Source organism: Trinickia sp., from assembly GCF_036503415.1.
GTDB lineage: Bacteria > Pseudomonadota > Gammaproteobacteria > Burkholderiales > Burkholderiaceae > Trinickia.
In genome coordinates, this window is the sequence record NZ_DASXWY010000028.1 from 17,094 (window position 1) to 43,124 (window position 26,031).

At 61.0% G+C, this 26,031-nt stretch carries 28 protein-coding genes, 1 tRNA gene and 1 riboswitch; of the genes, 13 read left to right on the plus strand and 16 right to left on the minus strand.

Annotated features, from left to right (window positions below):
* The first annotated feature begins 37 nt into the window (after positions 1-37).
* The 4 genes from VGL01_RS04270 (at position 38) to VGL01_RS04285 (ending at position 3,927) form a co-directional block, all read left to right on the plus strand.
* A complete protein-coding gene (locus VGL01_RS04270) occupies positions 38-943 on the plus strand; it encodes a DMT family transporter (RefSeq protein ID WP_331567412.1) in 906 nt (301 codons plus the stop codon).
* A gap of 100 nt (positions 944-1,043) precedes the next feature.
* The gene (locus tag VGL01_RS04275) at positions 1,044-2,132 is read left to right on the plus strand and encodes a phytoene/squalene synthase family protein (protein ID WP_331567414.1); all 1,089 of its coding nucleotides are present in this window, start codon (positions 1,044-1,046) and stop codon (positions 2,130-2,132) included.
* A gap of 8 nt (positions 2,133-2,140) precedes the next feature.
* Positions 2,141-2,238: riboswitch (ZMP/ZTP riboswitch) on the plus strand.
* 27 nt (positions 2,239-2,265) lie between these two features.
* Positions 2,266-2,898: a LysE family translocator gene (locus VGL01_RS04280; protein ID WP_331567416.1), complete on the plus strand. Its 633-nt coding sequence runs from the start codon at positions 2,266-2,268 to the stop codon at positions 2,896-2,898.
* A gap of 111 nt (positions 2,899-3,009) precedes the next feature.
* Entirely contained in the window at positions 3,010-3,927 is a 918-nt protein-coding gene (locus VGL01_RS04285; protein ID WP_331567418.1) for a hypothetical protein, read from the plus strand.
* 47 nt (positions 3,928-3,974) lie between these two features.
* Here the strand turns inward: VGL01_RS04285 and VGL01_RS04290 are convergent, their stop codons facing one another.
* The gene (locus tag VGL01_RS04290; RefSeq protein WP_331567420.1) at positions 3,975-4,715 is read right to left on the minus strand and encodes a DUF899 family protein; all 741 of its coding nucleotides are present in this window, start codon (positions 4,713-4,715) and stop codon (positions 3,975-3,977) included.
* A gap of 178 nt (positions 4,716-4,893) precedes the next feature.
* The gene (locus VGL01_RS04295) at positions 4,894-5,289 is read right to left on the minus strand and encodes a nuclear transport factor 2 family protein (protein WP_331567422.1); all 396 of its coding nucleotides are present in this window, start codon (positions 5,287-5,289) and stop codon (positions 4,894-4,896) included.
* A gap of 98 nt (positions 5,290-5,387) precedes the next feature.
* Between VGL01_RS04295 and VGL01_RS04300 the strand changes: the two genes are divergently transcribed.
* A complete protein-coding gene (locus VGL01_RS04300) occupies positions 5,388-6,335 on the plus strand; it encodes a LysR substrate-binding domain-containing protein (RefSeq protein WP_331567424.1) in 948 nt (315 codons plus the stop codon).
* Positions 6,336-6,365: 30 nt separating this feature from the next.
* Here the strand turns inward: VGL01_RS04300 and VGL01_RS04305 are convergent, their stop codons facing one another.
* Complete coding sequence (locus VGL01_RS04305; protein ID WP_331567426.1) at positions 6,366-6,746, minus strand: hypothetical protein; 381 nt, start codon at positions 6,744-6,746, stop codon at positions 6,366-6,368.
* Positions 6,747-6,866: 120 nt separating this feature from the next.
* Complete coding sequence (locus VGL01_RS04310) at positions 6,867-7,946, minus strand: oxidoreductase (RefSeq protein WP_331567428.1); 1,080 nt, start codon at positions 7,944-7,946, stop codon at positions 6,867-6,869.
* 275 nt (positions 7,947-8,221) lie between these two features.
* On the opposite strand from VGL01_RS04310, the gene VGL01_RS04315 reads away from it, so the two are divergent.
* Entirely contained in the window at positions 8,222-10,312 is a 2,091-nt protein-coding gene (locus VGL01_RS04315) for a UvrD-helicase domain-containing protein (protein WP_331567430.1), read from the plus strand.
* 98 nt (positions 10,313-10,410) lie between these two features.
* Here VGL01_RS04315 and VGL01_RS04320 read toward each other — a convergent pair whose 3' ends face one another.
* Positions 10,411-11,370 (minus strand): c-type cytochrome, encoded by a 960-nt coding sequence (locus VGL01_RS04320; RefSeq protein ID WP_331567432.1) that lies wholly within the window; start codon positions 11,368-11,370, stop codon positions 10,411-10,413.
* Between the two features lie 321 nt (positions 11,371-11,691).
* Here VGL01_RS04320 and VGL01_RS04325 point away from each other — a divergent pair.
* From VGL01_RS04325 to VGL01_RS04345, 5 genes are all read left to right on the plus strand, one after another.
* Positions 11,692-11,767: transfer RNA gene (locus tag VGL01_RS04325), tRNA-Arg, on the plus strand.
* Between the two features lie 711 nt (positions 11,768-12,478).
* Entirely contained in the window at positions 12,479-12,790 is a 312-nt protein-coding gene (locus VGL01_RS04330) for a helix-turn-helix transcriptional regulator (protein WP_331567434.1), read from the plus strand.
* A complete protein-coding gene (locus VGL01_RS04335) occupies positions 12,790-14,241 on the plus strand; it encodes a DUF3987 domain-containing protein (RefSeq protein WP_331567436.1) in 1,452 nt (483 codons plus the stop codon). Before VGL01_RS04330 ends, VGL01_RS04335 begins: the two co-directional genes overlap by 1 nt.
* A 41-nt stretch (positions 14,242-14,282) precedes the next feature.
* Positions 14,283-15,641 (plus strand): YagK/YfjJ domain-containing protein, encoded by a 1,359-nt coding sequence (locus VGL01_RS04340; RefSeq protein WP_331567438.1) that lies wholly within the window; start codon positions 14,283-14,285, stop codon positions 15,639-15,641.
* Positions 15,642-15,893: 252 nt separating this feature from the next.
* Complete coding sequence (locus tag VGL01_RS04345) at positions 15,894-16,133, plus strand: hypothetical protein (protein ID WP_331567440.1); 240 nt, start codon at positions 15,894-15,896, stop codon at positions 16,131-16,133.
* A 94-nt stretch (positions 16,134-16,227) separates the two neighbouring features.
* Here VGL01_RS04345 and VGL01_RS04350 read toward each other — a convergent pair whose 3' ends face one another.
* Both VGL01_RS04350 and VGL01_RS04355 read right to left on the minus strand, forming a co-directional pair.
* Positions 16,228-17,067, minus strand: coding sequence for a hypothetical protein (locus VGL01_RS04350; protein WP_331567442.1), 840 nt, complete (start codon positions 17,065-17,067; stop codon positions 16,228-16,230).
* 141 nt (positions 17,068-17,208) lie between these two features.
* Positions 17,209-18,567 (minus strand): hypothetical protein, encoded by a 1,359-nt coding sequence (locus tag VGL01_RS04355; RefSeq protein ID WP_331567444.1) that lies wholly within the window; start codon positions 18,565-18,567, stop codon positions 17,209-17,211.
* Positions 18,568-18,793: 226 nt separating this feature from the next.
* Here VGL01_RS04355 and VGL01_RS04360 point away from each other — a divergent pair, with 226 nt between their 5' ends.
* A complete protein-coding gene (locus VGL01_RS04360) occupies positions 18,794-19,135 on the plus strand; it encodes a helix-turn-helix transcriptional regulator (RefSeq protein ID WP_331567508.1) in 342 nt (113 codons plus the stop codon).
* On the opposite strand, the gene VGL01_RS04365 is transcribed toward VGL01_RS04360, so the two are convergent.
* The 9 genes from VGL01_RS04365 to VGL01_RS04405 all read right to left on the minus strand — a co-directional run bounded on the left by VGL01_RS04365 (position 19,113) and on the right by VGL01_RS04405 (position 25,130).
* On the minus strand, positions 19,113-19,751 hold the full coding sequence (locus VGL01_RS04365; RefSeq protein ID WP_331567446.1) for a hypothetical protein: 639 nt from the start codon (positions 19,749-19,751) through the stop codon (positions 19,113-19,115). The genes VGL01_RS04360 and VGL01_RS04365 overlap by 23 nt on opposite strands.
* Positions 19,751-20,044 (minus strand): hypothetical protein, encoded by a 294-nt coding sequence (locus VGL01_RS04370; RefSeq protein WP_331567448.1) that lies wholly within the window; start codon positions 20,042-20,044, stop codon positions 19,751-19,753. Before VGL01_RS04370 ends, VGL01_RS04365 begins: the two co-directional genes overlap by 1 nt.
* Positions 20,041-20,424: a hypothetical protein gene (locus VGL01_RS04375; protein ID WP_331567450.1), complete on the minus strand. Its 384-nt coding sequence runs from the start codon at positions 20,422-20,424 to the stop codon at positions 20,041-20,043. Before VGL01_RS04375 ends, VGL01_RS04370 begins: the two co-directional genes overlap by 4 nt.
* A gap of 97 nt (positions 20,425-20,521) precedes the next feature.
* Positions 20,522-21,463 (minus strand): hypothetical protein, encoded by a 942-nt coding sequence (locus VGL01_RS04380; RefSeq protein WP_331567452.1) that lies wholly within the window; start codon positions 21,461-21,463, stop codon positions 20,522-20,524.
* Complete coding sequence (locus VGL01_RS04385; RefSeq protein WP_331567454.1) at positions 21,460-22,380, minus strand: phage capsid protein; 921 nt, start codon at positions 22,378-22,380, stop codon at positions 21,460-21,462. Before VGL01_RS04385 ends, VGL01_RS04380 begins: the two co-directional genes overlap by 4 nt.
* Before the next feature lie 42 nt (positions 22,381-22,422).
* Positions 22,423-23,418 (minus strand): lambda-exonuclease family protein, encoded by a 996-nt coding sequence (locus tag VGL01_RS04390; RefSeq protein ID WP_331567456.1) that lies wholly within the window; start codon positions 23,416-23,418, stop codon positions 22,423-22,425.
* 84 nt (positions 23,419-23,502) lie between these two features.
* The gene (locus VGL01_RS04395; RefSeq protein WP_331567458.1) at positions 23,503-23,700 is read right to left on the minus strand and encodes a hypothetical protein; all 198 of its coding nucleotides are present in this window, start codon (positions 23,698-23,700) and stop codon (positions 23,503-23,505) included.
* A 13-nt stretch (positions 23,701-23,713) separates the two neighbouring features.
* Entirely contained in the window at positions 23,714-24,679 is a 966-nt protein-coding gene (locus tag VGL01_RS04400; protein WP_331567460.1) for a DUF932 domain-containing protein, read from the minus strand.
* 109 nt (positions 24,680-24,788) lie between these two features.
* Positions 24,789-25,130 carry a hypothetical protein gene (locus tag VGL01_RS04405; protein ID WP_331567462.1) on the minus strand — a complete coding sequence of 114 codons (342 nt, stop codon included), beginning with the start codon at positions 25,128-25,130 and terminating at the stop codon, positions 24,789-24,791.
* A gap of 191 nt (positions 25,131-25,321) precedes the next feature.
* Between VGL01_RS04405 and VGL01_RS04410 the strand changes: the two genes are divergently transcribed.
* A complete protein-coding gene (locus tag VGL01_RS04410) occupies positions 25,322-26,023 on the plus strand; it encodes a caspase family protein (protein WP_331567464.1) in 702 nt (233 codons plus the stop codon).
* Positions 26,024-26,031: the final 8 nt, after the last annotated feature.

Consider the following 26,031-nt stretch of genomic DNA (forward strand, 5'->3'; position numbering starts at 1 on the left):
TCTGCCAGTTCAACGAATTCGACTGGCAGGTGAACTCATGGCTTGGTTCAAAACCGCTTTGGCGGCCTATGGTGCGACTGCGCTTTTTATTCTGCTGTGGAGCAGTGGCGCCATTTTTGCGGAAATCGGGGTGACGCATGCGAGCGCCTCGACGTTTCTGACGATGCGCTTTGCGCTTGCGACGATCATGCTTGCGCTCATCGGTGCATGGCGGCATCGTTGGTTGCCGGCGCGCGGCACGCGCGTCCATGTCGCCGCCACCGGCGCGCTGATGATGGGCGGCTATTCGATCTGCTACTTCCTTTCGCTCGAGCGAGGACTGACGCCCGGGCTATTGGCGGCCATTCTCGGCGCACAGCCGATTGCCACGCTCGTTGTCACCGAGCGACGTTTTTCGGCGATGCGGATGGCCGGTCTTTTCATGGCGATGCTGGGCCTTGCGTCGATCGTGTTTCGCGGCGCATCGGCGTTGAATCCTTCGACGACCGAAGGACTCGCGCTCGCCCTCGCCGCACTTGCGAGCATTACGGCGGGGGCGATCATGCAAAAGCGCATCGTGCAGGAACCGATGGACGTGCTGCCCTTGCAGAACTTCGTAGGCTTGCTGCTTTCGCTGCCTCTCGGGGTTGCCGAATGGAACGGGTTACGGCTGGACGCACCGCTCGCCGTCTCCGTACTCTGGCTCGGGATTGTCATCTCGGTGCTTGCCCAATTGCTGTTCTATCGGCTCGTGCGCCGCGGCAATCTGGTCAATGTGACCAGCCTTTTCTATCTCGTGCCCGTCATTACGGCGCTGATGGACTACCTGTGCTTCGGCCACGCGCTGCAGCCGAGAGACGTCATCGGAATGATCTTGATTCTCACCGGGCTGGCCCTGACGCTTCGCAACAAGGAGAAGGTGCACAGCGCGCCTCGCGAGATGACGCGTGAGCCGCGCGGCTAGTGTCTCGTGGGTTGAACCGGTTCAGCGCAAGCGGGCGGAATCGGGTGGCCGGATACAATGCGGCAGCGTTGCATCGATCCGAATACATCCGATTCCCTCTATGTCCGAATCCGTCCGGGCCTTTTTACTCGGTCCGCTATTGAAGAGCGTTTCACGCTCGTTTTACCTGACGCTGCGCATTTTGCCCGCCGGTATGCGCGACCCCATTGCGCTCGCCTATCTGCTCGCGCGCGCGGCCGATACGATCGCGGATACATCGCTGATCGACCCGGCGCAGCGGCTCGAGCTCTTGCTTGCATTGCGTGCCAGCGTGAATGGCGCGCCGCCCGACGATGGCTCGCTCGTGCGTCGCCTCAGGGATGACGTGGCGAGCCAGCAAGGGCATGCCGACGAAAAATTGCTGCTCGAATCGCTCGGTGGCGCATTCGACGCCTTGACGCAGTTGGATACGGCAGACCGGGACGCGGTGCGCGAGATCGTGACTACGCTGACGATGGGCATGGAGTTCGATCTGCGCACCTTCCCTGACGAACGTTCGGGCCAGCTCGGCGCGCTCGCGACGCTCGACGATCTGGACCGCTACACCTATCTCGTGGCGGGCTGCGTCGGCGAATTCTGGACCAAAATGACCTACTCGCATCTACCCGGCACGCTCAAAGAGGCGGCCGCGACGATGATCGAGCACGGCGTCCGATTCGGCAAGGCGTTGCAGATGACGAACGTGCTGCGCGATTGCGCGAAGGATGTGCGTATCGGGCGCTGCTACCTGCCTGAGCGGATGCTCGAGCGTTTCGCATTGACGCCGCAAGACTTGCTCGCCCCCGATGCCTCGTCGCGCGCCCGGCCGCTCCTGTTCGAACTGGTCGGCAAGACGCTCGAACTGTACCGCGATGCGCTGGCCTATACGTTCGCGATTCCTGCGCGCTCGGTCCGTTTGCGTCTGGCCTGCATCTGGCCGATTCTGATCGGCCTCGAGACGCTTGCGCTGCTTGTCGACAACGACCGATGGCTCGATCCGGCATGCGTCTCGAAGATCGGCCGTTCGCGCGTGTACGGCATCGTTGCGAAATCGAGCATGGTCGTCATGTCGACACGGACCTTGAACGCTTGGGCGGAACGGCTCATCGGCACGATCGAAGCGCGCATCGGTGGCCGTGTTGGCGGGCAAGCGAGTACCGCTCGATCGTGAAATAATCGCCGAGTCCGCGCGACTGGCGCCTGGAGATGGACCACCATCGGGAAACGCGGACAGTGCCCGTGAAGCGGGTGCATTGCCGCGCGCCTGGGCGTCGTCCTTCTTTCCTTCTCCGAGGAGTGATGCAATGCCCACGTCCAGTTCGTTGCTCGCTTTTGGCCTCGTCGCGCTCGGCATGGCGCTGACGCCCGGCCCGAATATGGTCTATATCGTCTCCCGTTCCATCTGTCAGGGCAGCGCCGCCGGCCTGGTCTCACTGGGCGGCGTCGCACTTGGCTTCGTCTTGTATATGGTTGCCACGGCATGCGGCATTACGGCCTTGCTGATCGCGGTGCCGCTTGCCTACGATCTGCTGCGCTTCGGCGGCGCGCTTTATCTGGGCTACCTTGCATGGCAGGCGCTCAAGCCGGGCGGCCGCTCGCCGTTCCAAGTCCGCGATCTGCCGGCCGATAGTCCGCGCAAGCTCTTCGTCATGGGCTTTTTGACCAACATGCTCAATCCGAAGATTGCGGTGCTCTACCTGTCGTTGCTGCCGCAATTCATCGATCCGCAACACGGCCACTTCCTCGCGCAGTCGCTCGCGCTTGGCTCCCTCCAGATCGTGGCGAGCCTGACTGTCAACTCGGTCGTCGCTCTATCTGCTGGCACCATTGCTCGCTTTTTGGCCGGAAGGCCCCTCTGGCTCGTCGCTCAGCGGTGGCTCATGGGCACGGTACTGGCGGGGCTCGCGGTCAGAATGGCGACGGAAGCGCGGCGCTGAAGGGGGAATCGCTCGAAAATGCGTTTCATGGCATGCCGCTTCGGACGGCGGCTGTAGCGCACGCTGTGTCACCCTAGACTTCGACCGTACTCGTTTTGAATGGTGAGCGATATGGTTGAAGGTCCTGGGAAAATAGGCGGCGGGCTGCCGGAGCCGATCGATGGTGAAGGCGGCGAGGGCGCTGACAAAGCGGGGGGCGATGCCGCGCAGCCTCCGCATGCTGCCAAGCCGAGAGGGTCTATCGATCCGCGCCTTAGCGGCTTACCGGGTGCGGCAGCAAGCGCTTCGACACCGCCGGCATCGTCGTCCGAGGACCCGGGCGACGAGTTTAGGGCCGACTTGGCCTCGTTCCTCGACCGAGCGGGCAAAATCACCACTTTGCGAGTGCTGAACAACGATTGGCTACCGGATCGGCTACGGATCGCATACGAGCAAAGCGAGCAAGTCGACGCGCGTGCCCGCGGCGTCCGCAATCTGGCTGAGGTGAAAGCGGTACTGGCGCTAGAGGGAGTGGGAGGACCACCGCCGCTACCTGAGGTTAACCTTCGCAACGTGATGCCACGCGTGACCGGCGGTCGAGAGATCCCGGGACGCGAGCGCCCGAAACCGCTTTCCACTTTAGCGATGCGAATATCGGCGGACGAGTTTCCCGCTGACGAGCGCTTCCAAGCATCGATGCTCGTTCTGAACGCTATCGGCGCAGTGGAATTCAAGCCTCACCGCGTTGAGCCATTAGCCGAAATGGCCGAAGCGACGTCATCGGTGGAGGATGACGCCGAGCGAACCGATGTATATCGAGCGGTGTTGCGGGCGGCCCAAGGGCTCTGGGAGGAGCATAAGGCAGCGCCCGAGAGCAAGAGCGAGATCGGCTCGGGCGAATACGTCCACATCCTCGCGAGTCTTTCGCTGAATTCCCATGCCATTCGCGTCGAACGGGAGGCCGCGCTCGCCGCATTGCGGCATGCGGTCGAAGATGAAGAGCTGACTCCGGAGCAGCGCACGACAGCCTCGAGCGGCCTTGACGATTAAGACGTGCCGGGCTGCCGGTTCGCGCCGGGAACCACCCGGTATCACGTTCAACGAAGCGTCGCCTGATTCGCATCCGGATAATCGAGCTTCGGATACCAGTCGGTGCCGCGCCCGCCCGGCGTCAGATCGAGAATGGTCCAAAGCGGCATCAGATCGGGCGCGCCGCGCGGATCTTGCCCGGGATCGGCCGTCTCGGGCCCCATTTCACCCGCATAGAAGTGATGAACCGTGCCGTTGCGGCGAACGAACACATTGATCGCGGGATTGTCGCCCGTTTCCGGGTCTTCATGTGCGTAGTCGAGATTGAAGGTATTCTCGCCGGACGAGAATAGCCGCAGGTAGCGCCAACCTCTTTCCTTCTTGAATGCGATGAGCCGGTCTATCGGCGATCGCGCGACGACGGTCAACGCGACTCGCTGCTCGATGTCGCGCGCCTCGCCGTCGAGCGCGCTCAGAAATGAGGTGCACATCGGACACGGACGCTCGCGCCGTGGGCCGAACATCCAGTTATAGATGATGAGCGTATCGTGCTTGCCGAACATGTCGGACAGCGTTGTCGAGCCGTGCTCGCCTTGAAAGCGATAGTCCTGCGGCACGGCGCCGCCGAGCGGCAACGCGCGGCGCATCGCCGCGACGCGCTCGATCTGGCGCCGCAATTCGATTTCCTGTTCGAGCAGTGCATTGCGGGCTTTGCGGTATGCCTCGCTTTCGCCGGGAAAGCGGTACTTCGATTGAGCAAGGAGTGTGGCGGGCTTCAATGCGGGTGTGGATGTGTCTGCTTGATTCATGGAGCGTCTCCTCAGGAGTGCCGAACGAACGGGGGCGGAGCGCCGGTATCGATGACTCGCCTCGGCATCGGCTCCCCCCTTTTCGACGACGAACGAGCCTCGCCAGAATCGACACATCGCCATGAGTTTTCCGTGTTTGCATTTTTCGCGCCCGCTCGTCACACGAGGCTGGTGGCGCTTACGAAAAGCTGCCGCCGAGCGATGCGCGAATCGGATAAGTGTCGTAGATGATCAGCAGCCGCGCGATGCGACCCGCCTCGTCGAACTCGAATACATCGACACATTCAAAGCGCACGGTCGGCCCGTCCTTGAGCGCCCATTCATAGACGAAATATCCCGTGGCACGTGCGGCGCCCGTCGTGCTGACGCAGACATCGATCGGCGTAATGCTGCTTTGCCCCGACGCCGCCGACAGTTTCTCGAAAAACGGGCGAGGCGACACCCAGCCCAGCAAGGGCGAATACACCTGCGCATCAGACGCGAAGAGCGCGCAAATCGCCGCCGCATCGCCGCGTTCGAGTTGGCTCAGGTACTCGCGTATCCGGCTGGTATAAAGTGATTGCGCGGATGTCATTGCGAATTCCTCCATTCATCCGTTATCAAATACCGCACGCGCGATCTCTATGTGGCTACACGTGGGGCGGCTTCGGGACAGACGATATCGACGCCCAGATGAACCAACAATCGAAAAATTCGCAAACGGGCCATGAGCCGCTTGCATACCCGCTCGCCGAACTGACGCGTCCGTTTCCGACGCTCGCGGGCCTGCAGGTTTTCGTCGCCGTGGCGAGCCTCGGCAGCCTCACGAAAGCCGCGGTTCATCTGTGCCGCACGCAAGGCGCCGTGAGCCGGCAAGTCCAGCAGGTCGAGGCGCACTATGGATGTGCACTGTTCGTTCGCCATGCAGGGGGGCTGACGCTGACGCGCGAAGGCGAGCGCTTGCTCGAAGTCGCGTTGCGCGTGCTCACTGAACTGAGCGATTACGCGCGCACGCGAATCGACGAGATCTCGATCGTGACGTTGAGATTGCCGTCGACTTTTGCCGTGCGGTGGCTCTTGCCGCGCATGGCACAGCTCGAGCGTGCGATGCCTGGCGTTGAACTGCGCATCGCCACGTCATCGGACGACCGCCCGGATTTCGCTCGACAGGATATCGATGCGATGGTCGTGCGGGGCAGGGGCCCATGGAGTGGCATGGAGGCGGTCCAGCTTTTTCCCGAGTCGCTGACGCCGATGTGTGCTCCCGCGATCGCCGCATCGATTCGCTCCGTTGACGACCTGAGACGAACGGTGCTCCTGCATGCCGGGCCGAGTCGCGCGGAGTGGCGTTGTTGGCTCGATGCGATCGGCGGCGCGGATATCGATGTCACGAAGGGGCCTGTGTTGGATACGCTCGAACTCGCGCTGGCTGCGGCAGCCGACGGCCACGGTGTGGCCATCGGCGATCCGCGCATGGCCCGCGAACGGCTGCGCGAAGGCGTGCTCGTCGCACCGTTCGAGGAAGTCGCGCTGAACGGCGCGTCCTATTTTCTCGTCTACCCGTCGCAAAGCGGCGAGCAGCGGAAGATACGAGCACTGGCCGCCGCGCTGACTACGCTCGCGCGCAACGAAGACGGCTAAGGTTCGATCGCTCAGGCGTGAGCGATGGCGTCATTCGCCGATTGCGCGCGCCGTACCGTCCAGTTCGTGATTGAGCACGCGCTGCTCTTCATCGGACAGGCCGCCGCCGTGCTGCGCGGCCATATCGCGCGCTTCCTGGCGAATGACGTCAAGACGATGGTGCAGGGCGTTGCCTTGGGGAGGTGGGTAATAGCCTCCGTTCACGTGCCAGTCGATGCGGCGGCCGAGATTGTCGATGCGGCTGTTGACCTGACCGAAGCGCTCCAGCGCGACCTCGCGCGGGTTCGGGCGCAGCACCGGTGCGGGTGCCGGTACAACGACCTGGCGCGGCGGCGGTGGCTGATTGACGACGCAGGCGCTCAGCGACGCGATCAATGCGCTGCAAGCGAGCGCGCGAACCATTGTTTTCATCGTTTCGTTATCCCTTGTGATTTGCACGGCAGGGAGCGCCGCGGTCGACGTTCCCCTCCGGGGGATAAACGCGCCAGATGCCCAATGCGATGACAACGATCGGCGCGGTGCCGCGGCGGGTCAAGCCCCCATGCGCTCGAATCGCAGGCGTCGCCCTTCGCGCGCGCTGCGCTCGGCGAGCTCGATGATCGTCATGACATCGACTGCATCTTGCGGCGAGACCGGGAATGGCTCGCCATCGCGAATGGACGCGGCCAGCGCCCGATAGAACTCGGGGTATGCACCGGTGAGCGTCGGCCATTGCCGCTCGATTTCACGCTCGCCTTCGAGCACGCGCAGCGTGGCGGGCGGATTGTCCGCGCCGAAGCCCGCGTCGCCGGGGCGAAGACCCGCTTTCAATTGGTCTTCCTGTGTATCGAGACCGTACTTCACATAGCTGCCGAGCGTGCCGTGAATGGCGAACCGGGGCGGCTCGATCGCGCAAAGCGCGCTCGCATGCAGGACCGCTTCCTTGTCCGGATAGCTGAGCAGCAGATGCACGTAATCGGCTGCGCCCGCGCCATCGCGATGCACCTTGACCGTCGCATAAACCGTTTCAGGCGGCCCGAACAGCACGAGCGCCTGATCGATCAGATGCGGACCGAGATCGAAGAGCAGGCCGCCGCCGCGCGACGCCTGCTCGCGCCAGCGTTCGCGCACCTGTGGGCGGAACCGGTCGAAATGCGATTCGTAGTGCGCGACGCGGCCCAGCGTGCCCTTCGCCAATAGCTGACGCACGGTAAGGAAATCGCCGTCCCAGCGGCGATTATGGAAAGGCGCAAAGACGAGATTGCGCTCGTGCGCGAGGCGGGCGAGCGTGACCGCCTCCGCGGCGCTCAGCGTCACGGGTTTATCGACGACCACATGCTTGCCCGCGCGAAGGACCTTCGCCGCCATATCGAAGTGCGTATCGTTGGGCGTGGCGATGACGACACATTCGATGTCGTCGAGTGCGAGCAGCGCGTCCAGGTCCGGGACGGCCCGCGCTTTCGGATAGTCGGCGAGCGCCTTTGCGGGCTGGCTCGTGGCGATGGCGGCGAGGCAGGCGTAAGGTTCGTTCGGTCGCTGCGCGGGCGCGCCGCAGTGCGCGATGACCGGTGCGTGAAACGTCGCGCCGGCGAAGCCGTATCCCATCAAGCCGATCTTTACGGATGTCGTCATCGTAGGGGACCTCTGATTTGTCGTGGATGCCCGTGCTCGTGCGCGTCGCACGCATCGCAACAGGCGGCATGCGGCGCATGGAATTCGGGACGATGAAGCGTGCATTGTGGCACGCGTCGCCCGCCGCTTTGCAAGTGCCCATGCGCAAGCGTCTCGGGGCCAAAGCGATCGTGTGCTGCTCGTGTTAACATCGCGCACTCGCCCTCGATGGCATCGTCCGGAGCGCACGCGTGTGCGCCTTCGCGCGAGCCGCCAAACTGTAAGATCCACCAGAAATGTCCGCAGGATTGAATCCCGCCCAAAGCGAGGCGGTCCGCTATCTCGACGGCCCGTGTCTCGTGCTTGCCGGCGCCGGTAGCGGGAAGACCCGCGTCATCACGCAAAAGATCGCGCACCTGATCGAGGCGAAGGGCTTCGAGCCGCGCCATATCGCCGCCGTCACCTTCACGAACAAGGCGGCCGCGGAGATGCGCGAGCGCGTCGGCAAGCTGCTCGAAGGCAAGACGCTCACGGCGCCGGGCAAGGAAGGGCGCAAGGTGCCCGTGAACCAGTTGACCGTTTGCACGTTTCATTCGCTCGGCGTGCAGATCCTGCGGCAGGAAGCCGAGCATCTCGGCCTGAAGCCGCAGTTCTCGATCATGGATGCGGACGATTGTTTCGCGATGATTCAAGAGCAGGTGGGCTCGACCGACAAAGGCTTCATTCGCAAAGTCCAGACGATCGTCTCGCTCTGGAAAAACGGTCTCGTGACGCCGGAAGAGGCGATGGCCACGGCGTCGAACGAAGACGAGCACCTGGCCGCGATCGTCTATCGCAACTATGTCGCGACGTTGCATGCGTATCAGGCCGTCGATTTCGACGACCTGATTCGCCTGCCGGCCGAACTCTTCGCGAAGAACGAGGCCGTGCGCGAGCGCTGGCAGAACAAGCTGCGTTACCTGCTCATCGACGAATACCAGGACACCAACGCCTGCCAGTACGAACTGCTCAAGCTGCTGGCCGGGCCACGCGCGGCGTTCACGGCCGTGGGCGACGACGATCAGGCGATCTACGGCTGGCGCGGCGCCACGCTCGAGAACCTCGCACAGCTCGGCAAGGATTTTCCGAAGCTGCATGTCATCAAGCTCGAGCAGAACTATCGTTCGACGGTGCGCATTCTGACCGCGGCGAACAACGTCATCGCGAACAATCCGAAGCTCTTCGAGAAGAAGCTGTGGTCCGAGCACGGTATGGGCGACTCCATCACCGTGACGGCTTGCAACGATGAGGAGCATGAGGCCGAATCGGTCGTCTTCCGGCTGTCGGCCCACAAGTTCGAGCGGCGCGCGCAGTTTCGCGATTACGCCATTCTTTATCGCGGCAATTTCCAGGCGCGCATCTTCGAACAGGTTTTGCGGCGCGAGCGGATTCCTTACGTGCTCTCCGGCGGGCAATCGTTTTTCGACAAGGCCGAGATCAAGGACATCTGCGCCTACTTGCGCCTGATCGCCAATCCGGACGACGACCCCGCCTTCATTCGCGCCGTGACGACGCCGCGGCGCGGGATCGGCAACACCACCTTGGAAGCGCTGGGCTCGTTCGCAGGACAAGCGAAGGTGTCGTTGTTCGAGGCTGTTTATATGGGCGGAATCGAGGCGCGCTTATCGGCACGGCAAGTCGAGCCGTTGCGCGTTTTTTGCGATTTCATGCAGCGCATCGCCGAGCGTGCGACCCACGATGCCGCCACGACCCTGCTCGACGACCTCATGGAGGCGATCCATTACGAGGCGTATCTCTACGACACGTTCGACGAGCGTCAGGCGCAATCGAAATGGCAAAACGTCCTTGAATTTCTCGAATGGCTCAAGCGCAAGGGTACGAAGCCGGAGGTCGAGGAACCGGAAGACGGCGACGCGACCGGCTACGACAATGCCGATGGCCTTGCCGATACGGGCAAGAACCTGCTGGGTTTGATTCAAACCGTCGCGCTGATGTCGATGCTGGACGGCAAGGAAGAAGACCCGGACGCCGTGCGCTTGTCGACCGTGCATGCGTCGAAGGGGCTGGAGTATCCGCACGTGTTTCTCGTCGGGGTCGAGGAAGGAATCATGCCCCACCGGGGTAATGCCGAGGACGATGAGATCGATGACGCGCGCATCGAGGAAGAACGGCGGCTCATGTATGTCGCCATCACGCGTGCGCAGCGCAGCCTGCATTTGAATTGGTGCAAGAAGCGCAAGCGCGCGAGAGAGACCGTGGTGTGCGAGCTGTCGCGATTCATCGCCGAAATGGGGCTCGACGAGGCGCCACCACCGACCGCCGAGGAGGCGCCGATGTCGCCGAAGGATCGCTTGGCCAGCCTCAAGGCGCTGCTGCAGAAGGGGTGACGCGCGCGAAACCGCGCGGCGGGCTTCGCGCGCGCATCGATCGATTTCGCTTCGACCGATGCGCTTGATTGCCTCTGGTTCCCTACTGGATGAGCGGGCTATTTGGCGGCATTGACCATATAGTCGACGGCCGCTTTGACCTCGGCATCCGGTGCGTTCGAGCCGCCTTTCGGGGGCATCGCGCCTTTGCCGTGAAGTGCGTAGTTGTAGATCGTGTCCATCGGATCTTTCAGGCGCGGCGCCCATGCCGCCTTGTCGCCGAACTTCGGCGCATTGAGCACGCCCGCGGCGTGGCAGGCCTGGCAAACCTTTTCGTAGAGCGCCTTGCCGGCCTGCGCGGTGTCCGCGCTTGCCGTGGCCGCGGCAGGCGCGGCGGCGGGAGCCGTGGCGTTCGTCGATGCCGAAGCGGGGACTCCGCCCGTTTGAGCGGTCGGCATCGAGGCAGCCGTTGCCGCAGTTTGTTCGCTGGCGGCTGCCGCCGGGTTGGCCGATTCCGCTGCGGTGGGGCTTGCCGGCGCGGCGGCCGTTGCGGCTGCGCTCGAGCTTGCGCCCTGAGCGGGTGCCGGTGGCTCGGGGAAGTTCGCGCCGCCGTGATCGGCCATATAGACGACTGCGCGTGCGATTTCGTAATCGCTGTAATCGTCCGGCGTCGTGCCGCCGCGCGCGGGCATGGCGCCTTTGCCGGTCAAGGCGGTGTGCAGCAGGGTGTCGAAGCCTTGGGCGATCCGGGGCGCCCAGGCGCTGCTGTCGCCGAATTTCGGTGCGCCTGCGGCGCCGGTGGCGTGACAGGTCGAGCAGACGGCCTTGAACACTTCTTCGCCGGTCTTGAAGACGTGGGGCGCGTTGGCGTCTCGCACGGTGACTTGTGCGAGGGGCGCGATGCGTTTTGCTACGGCGGAATCTTTGGCTTCGTCGGTGCCGGCGCCGGTGCGCACCGTCTGGTTGACGTTGTAGGCCAGGAGCCAGATGACGACGATGGGAATGGCGAATGCGGCGATGACTGCTGCAATCAGTTGCCCGGGGGTTTTGATCGGGGCTCCGTGTGGTGCTTCGCTCATGCTTGACTCGTCTCCCGGTGGGTATTGTTGGTGAGCGGTACAGCGTGACGGCAACGGCTTGACGGCAACAACTTAATTCATTCAGTCAAACACGGCGATTATAGACGGAAGGTTTTCGCGGCGGCCAGACGCGTGCAGGAATGCTGCCGGCCGCGTTTACCCGTAATTGGGGTGGGAAGGGACGCTTTTCGGGCGGGGACGCTTAACGGGGAAGGAGTCGCCCGGGGGCGTGCGGTGGACGTGTCGCGTGAAACCGGGTATGCTCTCGGTCTCGCTCGGCGCTGCGCCCTCCCGGTCGCGGCGCCTTCGTGTTCAAGCGAAGCGCCCGTAGCTCAATGGATAGAGTACTGCCCTCCGAAGGCAGGGGTTGCTGGTTCGATCCCAGCCGGGCGCACCAATGAAACTCAATAAAAACAAGAATCTCCTTGGGTTTGGGTTTCCTTGTTTTGTTTCCGTACGGAAATTATACGGAAATTCTCTTGGCGCTCCATGCGCCTCCCACCACCGTTACCAGATATTCGCCGATCTCTAACGCCTTGAATGGTGGGGAGTTTGATGACTGCGCCCGGTAGAGTACATCGAACTGCAACTGGCGCATCAGGAACGTGGTGACGTAAGCGCTGCATACAACTACGCGCTGTATCTGAAGCCGCGCGCGGAGATGATGCAATGGTGGTCGGCCTATCTGGGTCAATCGTGACAGGCGCGTCCGTTACCGCGCTGCGGGAAGAAGCGGCATGATTGAAATTTCCTGGCGCATCCGGTTGCTTTTTTAGGGCGGGAATGATCCAATAGTGTCCGTCGTGGTACGTGATGTCCCTCACACTGCGGCAACTCGGTATGACGCTCCAGACGCGAATCAATCGCTTATGTCGCGCCCTCTACTCTCCAAAAGAACGCAGCACCTGCGTTGTGAGCGTCTCACGAGCGACGCTCCGTCCATAAGCCCACACGGGGCAATCTAAAAACTTCTACTAGAAGCACCCCTGATCCGAGCAATGCATCAGGGATTTCGCTTCGCCAATCGCGCCGCATCTTGCCAGCGCGAACTTCACCTTAAAACTTCTACTGTTCAACGATTGATCCGCGCAAGCGGAAGGGAGAAGGCGTGGCTTGCCCATCTTCATGGTCGTCTGCTGACCGACAGCAGAGCACACAACACAGCATTGATTCGATAAGTACTACTGTAAATTTTTGTTCTGATCGTCTCATCGACATCAAGGAACTGATTCTGCTCACCGGCGACAGCCGTACCAGCGCATACGAAAAGATGAACCAGAAATCCGATGCCTACGACCCGGATCATCCGGTAGGCGTTCGGCTTGGGCGGAAATCGGTGCGCTATCGACTTAGCGAGGTTCTGGCGTACATCGCGTCGCGTCCTCGCGTGCGGGACATCGGCGATCCGGAGGGCAAATAATGGTTTACCACTCGCCCTCGCCCCCCATTCTGCATAAAAGAGACCTGCCGCCGACCTTTCAGGCGGTGGCGGACGAACTCTCGCCCGGCGGCCACGCTTTCCCGATCATCCTGTCGGCCATGCTCGGGGCGGCATCGTTTGCCACTGCCGGCATCCGGCGTGCCCGGACGCCTGGTGGCCTGATCTATGACCATTCCATCTTCGGCCTGAGCATTTCGCCATCTGTGACAGGCAAGACGTTCTTTCTCGACACGTTGCTTCGCGATCCGGCTAAGGAGGCCATCGCTCGATACCAGCGCGAGGCGAAGCCAGAACTGGCTCAATCAAAAGCCGCGCATATCTCCTGGACACTACGCATCAAGGGCAAACAGAGCGCCTTGAAAAAGGCATCTACTGAGGGCGAAGTTGCCACTCTCGAACAAGAACTCGCCGACCTCATGATGGCCGAGCCGCATCGGGTTCGTCGGCTCGATTACATGCTGCCCGGCGATGCGAGCTGCAAGGCTATTACGACCGAAATCCTGTACGAGTATCCGTATGCCGGATGGGTGGCCCCGGAAGCCATGCAGATTCTCGGCGAGATGCGTTCTGGAGATGAGAACCGGCTGGCCGAAATATGGGATGGCAAGCAGTTGACTTGGGCACGGACGGGCCGTGAGGTCAGGCAGATCGACCCGCATCTGACTTTGCTCTGGATGATACAAAACGATCGCTGGCAAGCCTATCGGAGCAGCCCTCGCGGTAAGCGGTGGCGTGACAGTGGTGCCGCCGCGCGGATGCTGTACTCGCTTATGCCCAGGGGGGCGATCGCGGACAGTGGCAAGATTGGTTCTGCGACCCGTCAATTTCGAGACCTGATCCAGTCCAGACTGCTGGAAAGCATCGCCAATAGCCGTAACGGATGGAGCGATCTGCCGATCTTCGATTTTTCACGGGATGCGGCCGCCTGCTTCGTTGCGATCAAGTCGCGGTACGAGTCGATGAAACGGGACGAGCGCCATGAGCCATACAAGGACTTCGTGGGACGGATGCTTGATCATCTCTGCCGCGTGGCATCGGTGCTTGCCGCTGTCGATGCCAGTGCCAGGGAAATCAGGTTGGAGCATGTGGAGTTTGCCGAAGCCATCGTCGATTACCACTTCGATGTGTTCCGCCACCTGTACGCGCCGGCCGATGACCGGCCTCTGGAACAGACCGATGCCGAGACGCTTTATTACTGGCTTCGGGCGAACCACAAGCTCCCTGACAGGCGGAGTCGGCATGTTGAGCTGGAGTTGGGCATGACCAACAGGCGCATGCACCGGGCCATCAGCGAATTATTTCGACTGAATCTGGTTCGGTTCGAGGATGCCGGAGAGGTGGGGTTGGTCTTGAGGCGCGATGCTGGATGGGCGGATCGATGCCTCGGCCACGGCGGGGTGCACTCCTTGCGTTTGCCCGAACCATTTTAAGAGCTATCTCCACGCAGTGAAAGTGACGGCGAACGGCTTGAATGGCCGTTTCGCCTGCACGGTTCATTGCTGAGTATTCAACGGATCGATTGGATTGGATTTTGGTTTTTAATAAGATAAATGACAGTAAATTACTTGCTCATATCAAACAGCCAATTCATAGTAAATGCATCATGGATGAAAATACGCTAGACGAAGAGAGTCTTGACTTGGATGAATCTCTATTCGAGTTGAAGATCGAAGAGATCGATGATCGCATGGAAACAGTTCATCGATTCATTGATGAAACCAATACGGTTTCATCTGAGGAAGGAAAGAAGCGTGTTATCGGAAGAAGCCTGAAGCTGCTGGCTTCCTTAATCAGGTTTGTTAACAAGGATGTGCTGAGCGGAACACGTACTGCATTCATCATCAGGGCAACGAAGAATGGGGCGGTAATATCAAAGGGCAAGCTGGAGCACTGGATCAAGCTCCTTCCGGCATTTGCTAGACTGTACAACCATGAGTTTGGCTACTCTCCAGATTTACGCTTGTTCTTTGAGTGTTACAGGAATCATCGAATAAGCAGGTTGACGACCGAGCCAGCGGAAGATGAGATTGAGCGAGCTGAAATTGCTAATGACTTTATCTCCACGTTGAGAGAGGAAGCGAAGCGAACGAAACTCACATACCGGCTCAGACAGTGGATGCGTAATTCGGTGGAGAATAGAAAAAAAATTCGTCGATACTTGCGGGCACTATTCTTGACCTACGCTCGCTTAGTCATCGTGCGTATCGATCTGCACCTTGCCAAAGAGAGCATGCTCAGTACGGTTCTGGCAGATGAGGTGTATCAGCGCATTGTCGAGCAATGCGAGGCGGACTATCGGCTCTATATGGATGGAGTCAGTTTGGATGAAGGCTTCGATGCGGATGCGATGAAGAGTTTTTTGCTTATGGCGGATGAGCGAGACACATTCCTGAATGCAATGCGCCGCAAGTACGGTAAAAATCTGGTTGGCTATTTGTGGGCTACCGAGCTATCGGTGTCGGGCCATTACCATATCCACGGATGCTTTATGCTGGATGGCTCGAAAATCGATGGTAATCGCCATGAATGGCTTGCGCAGGAAATGTGCAATTTATGGAGGCAGACAACGAAGGGACACGGCTATGCGTTCAATTGCAATCGGGAACGGTATGACAGACCTGCATGTGGCATCGTTGAGTATCACGATGCAGAGAAGATCGGCTATTTGATAAAGACACTGGACTATTTGGCAAAGAACACGCAGCTTGTTCGCCTGAAGTCAGCCAAGGGCAAGACCTTCAACACGGGAGCGATGCCGAAGGAGCGCGTGCCTGGATCGGCTGGACGCCCGCGTAGCAAGGAGTTTGTGGCGATTAATGATGTCCTGTAGCGAATTCATTTTCGCAAATTTTGGCTGCATTGAGATGGTTCCCTTGTGTGAGGAACCATCTCAATTGGCCTCGTGCAAGCCTGGATTGTCTTGAAGTAGCGTCTTATGCCAAATCAGCGTCCTCTTTGTTAATTGATGAATTATGAGGGGCTGCAAATAGGTGGTTGAGATTTTTTGATGCTTAAGAATTTCCGGTGATGAGTTACCGGCGTGCGCTTGAAGTTAAATATTTGCTAATAATGGAGTTTATGTATGAAACCAACCGTAGAGAATTTTGCTGGCGAACTCAGGATGTCGCCTCAAGCCCTTTTGGATGTGTTGAATTTGGCTAATGTCGAAAAAGGGTCTTTCAAGGACGCCCTTTCAGGCGATGACAAAGCGCAGTTGCTCGACTATTTGAGGGCGAGCCGCAGACCCATTGTGGCCGTGAGTACGCGCAAGCTGACTCCTGTGCGTCCGTACCAGCATAAACTCCCCTTGAGTTTCCCCTGAAATTTCGCATTCCAATCCGCTGTGTGTAAGCTCGGTGGAAAGGACTGGATGCCGTCCGTATTGGCACGGCATGGTTGTCTTGACCGAGAGCTAATCAGGATGCTGAGGTCTGCTGGCCTGCGACGATATTGTCCGGGATATTGAGCACTGCATGAACGTGATCGTCGCCCCGGTGACTGAGCAAGTCCCATAGGGTCTGCTGCCACCCTCTGTCTTGGCGCACGGTGCTGCCGTCCTGCTTCGTCAGTTCGACACCGACCCATGCGGGCACGACATCGTTATCCCGGACGTACCACTGGAATACCTCGCTTGCGTTAGTCACGCCGCGGTATGTCTTGTCGATCTGCGCGAGCGCATCCTTCTCCTGCTCCTCGAAACGGGCGCGCTCCTGCTGCACGCCGTTCTGGTTGCTCCGCGCATCGTCCAGTTCCCGTTGCGCTCGCTCGACAGCCGATTGGGCCGCTTCCATCGCGCTATCGCGATTGACGATGCCCTGTTTCAGCGCTTCCGGCGTATCTGCCGGTGGCGCGCTATTGGCCTGTAACTGCGCGAGCTGGCTTTGGGCGTCGGCGAGCTGCTTCTCCAGTTGCTCGGGATTCTGGATATTCGCGGCGGTCTGGTCGAGGCCGTTGGAATAGCCTTGGAAATCGTGCTGCGTATTGGCGATCTTCTGCTGCCGGAACGCGGCAAGAAGTGCGGCACCGTTCTTGAGATCGCAGCGGTATTCCACGACCGTGCGGTTCGTATCGTCCTTGAACGTGCGCCAGCTATCCTTCTCGCAGGATGCCCGGTTCGAGAGGGTCGTCTCGTAGGTATGGGTCGAATCCTGCGGAACGATTGCCGACTTGACCGTATCGATTTCGGAATGGCCGCAGCCGGTTATTGCCGCGCTCAGGCATGCCGCCGACGCAAGAGTAGTGAATGTCGTTTTCATCGAAAAAATGAGGGGGCGGACGTGGCTTGTTAGGCCGCGCCCGCCAGATAGAGAAAGGCGCAGCCGGCTCGAACAGACAGCCGCTGCGCCGGGAAGATGCCGCCGCGCCCCGCTGAAATTTCGGAGCGGCCAACCGAAGGCTTACTGCGACAGGCCGATCGTGATGTACTTGGTATCGACGTCGAACATGAGCGGATCGTCGTTCGTGCTTGGCGTGGTCGTGCTGTTCACGGTGATGTAGACGTACTTCGTGACGCCGTTGGCCGTGTACTTGTACGCCTTCGCGTGCTCGACCGAATGGTTTTTCGTATCCGCGATGCCATCAGCCGTGAACGCCTGGGCGATATTGCTGATAGGCGTGTCCTGGTTGCCATCCATGTCCGTGAACGTCACTGCCCCATTGGAGAACACCGACGTTCCCGACTGCATACAGTCTTCATACTCGGAAAATTTCTGGCCGTTCAGCTCGTTTGGATCGATCACTTCCGTCAGGTCGCTCGACACGTAGGCGTACTGTCCCGGTTGGCCCGCGACAACACCACCCGCACCATTGGCCGTGCAGACCTGGCCGACCCGATTCCCGAGCAAGGACACGATTGCCGTGAATTTCCCGGCATCCGTGAACGAAGTCACATTGCCGTCCGCATCGATCTCGGCCTTGGCCGTGTATTGACCGCGATTCGGATCGGCGATGGCAATACCGAAGGTGCCGTCCAGATTCACGGACGAACCCATCTGGATCGAGACGGGATCGGTCGTGGAACTGGCTCCAGTTGTATAGGCCGTCGCGGCGTACGCGGCCTGCGTCAGCGCCGTGCCACTGGCTGTTTTCGCGGCCGCGTCAGATTGCGACAGCCCCGCCGCCGTCAGCGCCGCGCCGTAGCTCTCAAGCAGGTTGTCGCCCGCATCACCCTTTTCGGCCGTGAAACCGCTCGTGAGCGGATTAAAGTTGTCGGGGAGCGCCGGTTTGCCCGGCAGAGTCGAAAGCGCCGTCGTGAGCTTCGCCAGCGCATCAGCCAGATTGCCGCTCGTGATCGCTCCGGACAGGTCGCCGTTCTTCGCGCCGTTGAACCACGTTTCCGGATCGCCCTTGGCGAGCACGCCGACTTCGAGATCGGTCAGCGGAGTGATGTTGGTCGTCCCCGAAGCGATGGCGACCGAGTGCAACGGCGAGGCCAGTGCCGTCCCGTTCGCCTGTCCATCCGATACGCGCACGGCGCACGGATAATCCGTGCTCTTGAGCGAGACAGACCAGCTACCGTCCGAACCCGTCGTGGCCGCGGCCGTCGCGCCCGACGCGCACTTGAGCGAAACCGATCCGCCGATGATCGGCGCGCCAATAGCGGCCGTGCCGCTCGTGGTCACGGTCGGCGTGTTGCCGGCCGAATTGCTGGCCGACGAATTGTCGCCGCCACCGCCTCCACATGCGGCGAGTGCCGCGCACAGCGATGCGCCAAGCGCGAGACTGGTGATTCCCATGTTGAATTCGGCTTTCTTCACTACGGGTTTTCCTTTCTGGTTGAGGTGGTGGATGGATTTCGGGACATCGGCGGCCCGGTACGGCGGGTCTCGTTATGTCGTGTTTACTCTTCAACAACGGACACACGACTGGCATGTAGTCGTGCCTGCCTTACTTCCCTATAACGGCAGAAAAACGAATTGTTGAAGTGTAAACACGACATCAATTGAAGAATTTATAGCGTCGTGGATCAGTCGTCAGGCGGGCATCCTGCCTGGCATGACTTCCCGACGCCCTGAACCTGCTACCCGCACGCCAGCACCAATCACGGTGGCGTTGGGTAAGCGCATCAAGCAGCGCCGGCACGAAGTGGACAAGTCGCAGGAGACGCTGGCCTTCGAGGCGCACGTTGACCGGACGTACATTTCGGCCATCGAGCGCGGCATCGCCAATCCCTCAGTCGAGACGCTGGCGAACATCTGCCATGCGCTGAACATCACGCTGGCTGGCCTGTTCGATCCGCTGGACGGCGTGTCGCTCGCACCGACCGGAGAGCGCCGGGCCAATGCGGCGACGCCGCCCGAGATCAAACGCAGTCGGCTCCGGTAGCCTCGGCGTCCAGCAACCGGATCGACACCGCGCCGTCCACACCCGCTTTCACGGTTGCTTCGGCCGTGATGTATGAGGCGTTCGCCCCGCCGAATTCCAGTCGCGCATTGCACGCGGCCAGTACCGGTGCGGCTCCGGCTGGATCGAGCAGCAGGAGCGTGGTCGGAATGGCATCGTGCTCCTCGATTCCCACGACCAGCGCGGCATGCCTCTCGTCGGTTCGACAGTTGACGATCCAGACGAGCACCGGCCATCCCGCCGCCAGTTCCAGTACGCAGAGGCGCGCAAGTTCATCGGCGGAGCCTTCGAGCGGAACAGGCTGCACGCCCGCATCGAGTTCCCAGACGAAAGCAGCCAGTTCCGAAGGCGTCAGGCCGTGCAGGTAATGCGGCCAGGCTCGATCCCAGAAATGCGGGACGGGGCCGCTCGCGTAACCACGCACATTCACCGGGTCGGGTAGTCTGCCGAGCATGGCCAGTGCCATTGCCGCGCAGTGCAGGGCGCTCCCAGCATCCCAGTCGCCCTGCCGGCTGAAAAGCGGTCGACGGGTATCGTCCAGCGTCAGCCGCGCGCCCGGATACAGCGCCGGGTGCAGCTTCTGGATCAGCGCAGACATCAGTAATCCTCCGGCAGCAGGATCGTTGTGACAGAGCGGTCGGCCTCGGTGATGACCCAGACCGTGCCGCCGCCGGGTATCGCGTAACTCGACAGCAGGCGGCGGCCAGTCAGCAGCGCCAGTTCATTTCCGGCGATGTCTTCGGCCTCAAGCTCTCCCCAGTCGCCGTGCCGATGCCAGTCCAGCAGGATAACGGGAGACAGTCCGGCCTGTTCCAGCTTGACTTGGGCGGCCGGCGTGATGGCCGTCTTACCCATCGGGAAGCGGGCGCGATGGTGTGCGGATCTGTTCATGCCGCGATCTTCGTTCCATAGGTCACGGCGGGCCACGCCGGATAGCTGCGACGAGCGGCCGATTGCGGCCGGGAAATGCCGCCCGGTACGGCTTCTTTCACCCGTTCGATGGTGGTCTGCGAGCGATTCCATTCGGTGACGACGAGAATGCGGGCGCCGTCCGGTAACGGATAGAGTGAGATCAGGCGCAGACCGGTCCCGATCGACAGGTCGTTTTCGCGTTTGTCGTCATCGGATACGCAGCCCCAGTCACCGGCGATGTGCCGCAGCATGACGCTGATGACGGGAATGCTGTTCGCGCGCAGTGCTGCAAGTGCGTCCGGCGTGACAAGCAGACGTCCCGGATGAAAAAGCGGTTTGAGCCGTGTGGATTCGTTCATGCTCAACATCTCCAGAAAAAGGACGAGCACCGGTCTCCGGCAGGGCCGGATAACGTGGTCGTGAAAAGAATGTGGAATGCCGCGCGGACTAGCCGCGTTACGGCCCGAGTTGGCGTCGCAGTGCGGCGGCTCTGGCCTGCGAGCAGTGCAGATGACGTCGGATGCCGGAAACGGTCGGTTTCACGATGCCCGCCTGAATGTCGCGGACGAGCTTCATGAGGTCGGTTTCGGGTTCCGGCGCTGGGGGAGCCGAGGGCGATGATTCAGGCGGGTCAACGGGCGTGACAGTAATCGCCGGCTCCAGTGGTTCCAATGCGACCGGATCGACAGGCTTGTGACCAACGGCAGTCATGGGAGTAGCACGTGGCAGTAAGGCGAGCCACCAGAGCAGGCAGGCCGTGCCTTCGAGTACCGCTGCGAAGGCCAACCCGGCGAGCAGGTCGAGTTCCGTGCCCGCCATGCCGAAGATCGCCGCGAGGCGTGCCGTGACTGGATCGGCGCGGGCCGCATCGTGACGGGTTTCGGCGCGATCCTCGTTAGACTGATCCCGCCGGATGTCACTGGCCTCGGCATCCAGCGCATCCAGTCGTGCGGTCAGTCCGGCACGACGCCCGCGCAGTACCGGGCAGTCACCGGTACAACGACGCGCATTGGCCTGGGCTAGTTGCGCCGTGACCGATGCACGATCAGCCATGACGGCCGTGAGGCTACGGTGAGCTGGAATATTGGCGTTTCTCAATGCCGATATCCGGACGTCGCCCGCATGTGACTGCGACAGCAGGAAGAATGTCGCATGTCCGCACGATGCTGCCGCCATGCAGCCGAGCCACAGCAGCATCCCGACACAACGCACGGCGAGCGGTGCCGATCGGCATAGCGCGGGAAGCAGATGCGCGCCAGCCACCAGCACGACGCCCAACGCGACCCAGACGAGCCGTTCCGACAGCCATCCGCCGCGCTGCCAGCCGGCCAGTACCGACATGCAGATGGCCGTACTGGTCGCTGCGACCGCCAGAGCGAGTGCGACCCGACGGATCATGCGGCCTTCCCGCCGAGCAGTGCGGCACGCTGATCCAGCCGGTCTTTGAGGCTGGACGAAGCAGCAATCACACGGGGCGCGTCGTGATCGTCATGGTGACTGTCGCCTTCACCCGACCCGGCCGGATAAAACTCGTCCGCGACGGCGCCGCTGTCCTCGATACCCTCCTCGAATGCACCGTTGGCAAACCCGGTGCGGGCGGCAACATCGAGTGCAGCCTGATCGAAACCCACTGCGCGGCGTCGTGCATCCAGCTCGCGTGCTTCGGTAATCGCCGCTTCGAGCGTGCTGCCCGTGCGCACGCCGAGATCGACGTAGTAGATCGCCGACCGGTAGCTTTGCGTGGTGGATTTGCCGCGTAGTTTCAATTCCAGCGGCAGGCAGGCCAGCAGAAGGCCAGACGCTGCCGAAAAGTAATGGAGTCGCGCGGCGAGCGTGCGGATCGAGTTGTACGAGGTGGTACGAAAGATGAACGCGCCGAGTTCGTCCTCGTCGCCAATCCGTACATTGAGCCGCCCATACGGCTTGCACGCTCCGCCCTGGCCGAATGCGCAGCCGTCAGGTGACGGGCACGGCAGTTCCTCGATACCGGCATCGGTCGCACGGCGGCACGTCTCGCCATTGCCGACGCAAACCGGCCGCCCCGTGTCGCGGTCGAAGCACGAGTATTCGGCACGCAGGTTCAGATCGGGATCGTTGAACAGGAAACGCACGGGAATCGCGCGCAGCTTGCCGGTGGTGGCCTTGCGCAGTTCCTCGTTAAGCGGATGCAGCAGCCATTCCCCTTTCTGCTGCACTTGAGTTGTGATCGTAAACGCATCGTCCTTCTCGGGGAGGCGCTTGCCATTACGCTCGACCATGCGGCCGATACTGATGCGCCCACACACGGGTGGTGTAAGTGCCAGTCCTTTCAACATAAGCATGCTCCTGTAGATAAGTAGAGGGAATGGAAAAGCGGGTCAGGTGGACACGAGAAACCGGCGCGACCCGGGTTTTGTGATGGCGTACCGGGAGGCAAGCTCGGGGCGGTCGGCCAGCAGTTGTTTGAGATCAACGCCCGTGCCGTCCTTGCTGCATTTGAACGACACCGACCCCGTCTCGAACTGTGCTCGGTCAGCCTCCCGCATGGCTTGCTGGATGGTTTGTTTCAGCCGGGTCTCGATGGCCTGGCGGGTTTCGATTTCGGCTCGAACGGCGACCAGATCGGCAAACGTGGCCGACAGCGTCCGGTCGTCGGTGAAATCGACCGTGCCGCCTGCACCCGGATACAGGCAGCGCAGCGCGCGATCCGCCGATTCCGAGCCATCGGCAGGCGGTGGTGTATCGGTTTCGACGTACTGCCAGAACGCCGCTTCAAGTTCGACCAGGCGCGCGATCAACGCGTCGTCGCGCTCGATGCGATGTACGTCGAGCTTCTGGCCGCATAACAGCACGGCCACATCGGCAGCTTGCTTGCCCGACACCGCAAGCTGATGCTGAACCTGTAACTGCACGTATTCGGGCACGCCGTCACGCCAGAGCCGCGCACCAAATTCACCGGCGGTCTTGCACTCCAGGAGCTGTACTTCTGGCACACCGACTACCTCGCGGTCGAGGTTGGCGAGCATCCACGGGATCGTTGAATGACGGAGTACGGCATTGACCCGCCTGACACGACGGCCCGTTTGTTTCGTATAGGACGCGGCAACGATGGGTTCGAGCAATGTGCCGAAGTAGGTCGGAGAAGTCGTATCGTCGGGATCGGGCTTCGGTAGGTTCGCGTCTCGATTGGTCTTTTCCATCCAGAGTTCAAGTTGCGATTTGTACGGGTTGAGTCCCACGGCAGCGGCTGCATCGGAGCCGCCAATCCCGTTTTTTCTCACCTCAAGCCAGTCCTCGCGCGAGAGGGATTTCGTTTCGACAAGTCGTAGTGCAGGCCGATGCCGGCTGCGCCCGACTGATTCAGGCAAAGCCATTTGCAACCTCCAGAAAGAAGAAAGGCCCGGCGGGTAAGATCCCGGCCGGGCCGTATGCGGTAAGTGGATGAAAGTCGGACATGGCTAGTCCTGTTCTTCGTTCAGCGGTTCCGTGGCGAGAGCGTTGATCGCATCAGACATGCGCTCGATGCCGATGTCCTCGACCACGCTGGCTCGCGCGCCGCGTAGTTCGTCCGGCGTCCACACGACGATGGCATATCCGCGTGAGCGCAGATGAGCGATGGCGTCGTCCTCATGAGGAAGCATTCCGGTTTCGTTCATGGAGACCTCCGTGTCATGCCACCAATCGGAGAGCTTCGTCCCAGGCTTTCTGCTTGAGGGTAGCGCCTGCACCGAACCAAGCCGAGTCACGGCGGTTATCGTCACTGCGCGCGCGGCGGTGATGATCAGCAAATTCCGTAATTGCATTCACCAGACCCCATGCGGTGCCGGATGCCGAGGCGAGCGTCGCGCCCATGCCTTTGCCGGTATAGAGCGCCTGCACGGTCTTGATCGCGGAGTCGTTGGTGGCCGGCACGAGCTGGCCCGAGCCGACCGGATAGGTCAGCACGCGACGGAAGAAGGTTTCGGCTGCGGTATCGTTGACCTTGCATTCGGACAGGGCTTTCATGCGGACCATAAATCCATCCCAACTCGAAATCGCGATGCCGAGCTGGCGCTTCACGGCCTGCGCGTCGAATTGCGAGCGGTGCGGCACTTTGATCGCGCCCGAGCTGTCGCCGAGTGCAATCGAGAGCGTGTTGTTGCAGACCACGCGGACGGAAGTGAACTGTGCGGTGGTCGCCAGCGTGCCATCGCATGCTGTTGCCAGCAGCAGATAGCCGTTCACGGTGTCCTTGCCCTTGAGCGCCGCCGACTGGCCGGTACGGGCTAACGCCCAGAGCTTCTTGCCGTCTTTGAGGACGCCAGCGGTTTCCAGTTCGTACCCGCCGACTTCGACGAGATCGCGGTAGAACTCAAGAATGGATCGTGGTTGCACGACCTGATAGCGTGCCGACACGACAGACAGAGGTGCTTTCGTGTCCGACCGGTACAGCACCTTTTGTTCGGGGAACGCATGGATCGAACCGAGGTTCGTACCGGCGCTGCCAGAAACGTAGCGCACGTCGGCGGATTCGATCGTCCAGTCCATGTCGGCCTGTTTGGCCCAGACTTCGATTGGTTGCTTCGGTGCGAGCGGATTGCCGAGGCGATGCCACGGAGTTTCGCCGCTGTAGGCGATGCTGGAAACGAGGTGCATTTGAAAATCTCCTGATAGATAACGGGAAACAGAAAGCAAAAATGCCTACAGCCCCGAAGGGCTGTAGGCATTGAGCGTGATGGAGAAAACGCAAAAAGGGCGTTGTGCGTCAGGACGCGCGCGATTTGCTAAAGGTATGGCCGCACTCCAGGCAAGCATAGTTGTCGAGTACATGCGCGTCGATCTGTTCGCCAACAGCAGAACCAGTGGCACAACCAGCCGCTCCACCGACTAGTGCTCCGAGAAGTGCTCCTGCCAGTCCACCGACGATCGAGCCAACAGGACCAGCAATGAGGCCGAGCGCGGCACCGGTTTCGGCTCCGCCGAGTGCGGCGGCGGCACTACCGGTTGCCCCGGCAACTGTGCCGATGGCTCCGCCGGCCTTGCGGGCGGTATCGCGAGTTGTGATGCGCTGCGAGTCGCAACGGGGACAGGAAAGGGAATGGGTCATATCAGCCTCGTGAGGATTCAGGGCAAGCAGGTCGCCCAGGCATTCCGGGTGGATGCTCAAGTCGGTGATATATGTCCGAAACAATCTGCGGCTAACTGGACGCCGCCCTATCTGTTAAGTATTTCTTACCTGGTTGGGATGGCTTGCTCCATAATGAGGGCTTTATCCCGGCAGGGGCCACAGGAGGAACGGTGAAGCGAAATGCGTTGTTGATCGGTAACACGGGTGGTCTGGAAGGCGTGGCCGTTGACGTTGAGCAGATGCGCAGTTTTCTGAAAAGCTCCCGAGGAGGTCAGTGGCACGATTCGGAAATCACAACCTTCATGAATCCCTCGAAAGTGGATGTGGATCGAGCCATAAACAGGATTCGCGCTGAGCGCACCGATTACAGCCTCTTCCTGTTCACGGGACACGGCAGCCACTATGGTCAAACGCATCTGAATCTGAATGATCGCCGGGAGACGTTGCTCGAGTCTGATCTGAACGGCATGGCGGCCAGGCAGTTGAGTATCTTCGATTGCTGCCGTGTCGAGTCTTCCCGCGAGCTACGCAAGGCAATGGAGGCACTTACTGCGGTTTTCGATTCCGTCGATACCACCCGACAGCGGTATGAGGCGCGAATTATGCAAGCGGCACCTCAACACGCAAAGCTTTATTCGTGCTCGGTCGGCGAGTCTTCCTATGATTATCCGGAGGGGGCGCTTTACCTGAGCAACCTGCTTGCCTCGGCCAAGGCGGTTGGTAACGCTCGATGGAAAACGATCGAAGAAGCGCATAGTCAGGCGAAGGCGAATACGATCGCGCGAGCAGCTAGGGACGGAAACAGGCAGACGCCCCAGGCTGTCCTGCCTAAGGCACTTCCGGAGCATCAGTTGATCCTTTCGATCCAGTGAGTCCGGGA